The organism is Mesorhizobium sp. WSM4844, from assembly GCF_055811775.1.
In genome coordinates, this window is sequence record NZ_JBVVQB010000139.1 from 1 (window position 1) to 1,575 (window position 1,575).

Consider the following 1,575-nt stretch of genomic DNA (forward strand, 5'->3'; position numbering starts at 1 on the left):
CTGTGGGACGCGGTCGGCGCGGTCGTCGACCTCTTCACCCCAGCCGAATGTGCCAACTACTTTCAAAGCCGCAGGATATGCACCGGATTAAACAGGACCTGCTCTAGCCGGGTTTATGCACATCGCTGAACGTGTGGCGGCCTGAGGTGTTGATCTGGTCGCCGTCTCGGTTCTTTTTGACAAGCTGGTTGGGCGCCGGCAGTGATCCGTCGTGATGGAAAGCGGGCGTTTGCAGGTTGCGGTCGGCGGGTTCGTTTTCGGGGCATCTGCGCCCCGTCGGCTACGTCACGAGCCTCGGAATGCGGTCGAGGACGATGCGCAGGATGCGCTGGTCGGGACAGGATGTCGGCAGGTGCAGGCGGATTTGGGTTTTCATCTCGACCACGCGCGCGGCGATCTTGATGAGGCGCAGTCGCAGCGTGTCGAATGGGCGACTGCGAAGCACGAGCGCTTCGGCATCGCGGCGCGCAGGCCCCACATTAGCCAGTAGGCGCCGGCATGCAGGAACAACCGGAACTGGTTGGCCGTCGCTCTTGTGCAGGAGGTGCGATCGGCGGCGAGATGCGTCTTCCACGACTTAATGTGGTTTCGGCAGCGCCGCGCCGGCAGTAGACATCCTCGTAGAGCGCCTTGGCCTTGCCACAGGAATGGTTGGTGACGATGACGCGGGGGCCGGCGCCTTGGGCGCCGACCTCGACCCGGGCGATGATGCCTCGACACGGCTCCAGCTGCCGGCGCCGTCAAACAATTCCTTGAACCTGCGGACCTTGTCCGTCTTCGCCGACGCTTCAAAACGCGCCAGCGTGCTGACTTCCAGCTTCGCGAGATGCTTGCGCAAGGTGGTGGTGGGCGCTACGCCGAGAATGAAGTCGACACCGTTGGCGCGGCACCAGTCGATGACCGGCGGACTGCAATAATGGCTGTCCGCCCGGATCAGGACCCGGGTGTTCGGCCAATTGCTTCGGATCGCCCGCATCAGGCGGCGCAGGTGGGGGCGGATTTCTGCCCCACTCGGCCGCTTGGTCGGCCGCAGAACCGCACCGACGAAGCGGCCATCGCCATCGAACACCACCATCGGCTGGAAGCCGTACTCGTCGTGATGGGCATTGGCGAAGCTGCTGGCCGCCATGCACGGCATCAAACGTGTCGTCGATATCCAGCACGAGCCGCTTCGGCACCTACCGGAAGGAGGCGCAGTAAAGATCGACCATCGCCCGACCCATCGCGACCAGCTCCCGCATGCCGGGCAGGTTCTCCAGCCGGCACAGCGTCGGCTGGGAGGCCAGATCGCGACCCGAAGGCAGCGCATCCTGGGCCATCTTGAAGGCCGGATCGCAGCGCAACCGGTTGGCGTCGTTGCCATCCTCATAGCCGGCGGCAATCATCTTCATGCGGAAGCCGATCATATCGGCCAGGCTGTGGACGACCTGGTCCGGGCGGCGCGGATCGTCGATGCAACGCGCCAGACGGTCAGCCACACGCAGCCGTTTCTCCACCTCGGCTAGAGCGCGTCCTGTTTAATCTGGGTCGTATCCAGCTGCCTTGAAGTAGTTGGCGCATTCGGCTGGGGTGAAG

General features: G+C 64.1%; 1 pseudogene. It reads right to left on the bottom strand.

Annotated elements, in window-relative coordinates:
* Positions 1 to 280 precede the first annotated feature (280 nt).
* Positions 281 to 1,505: pseudogene (locus tag AC0L2A_RS36100) on the bottom strand (IS1380 family transposase); the annotation flags it as partial.
* Between the last annotated feature and the right edge of the window lie 70 nt (positions 1,506 to 1,575).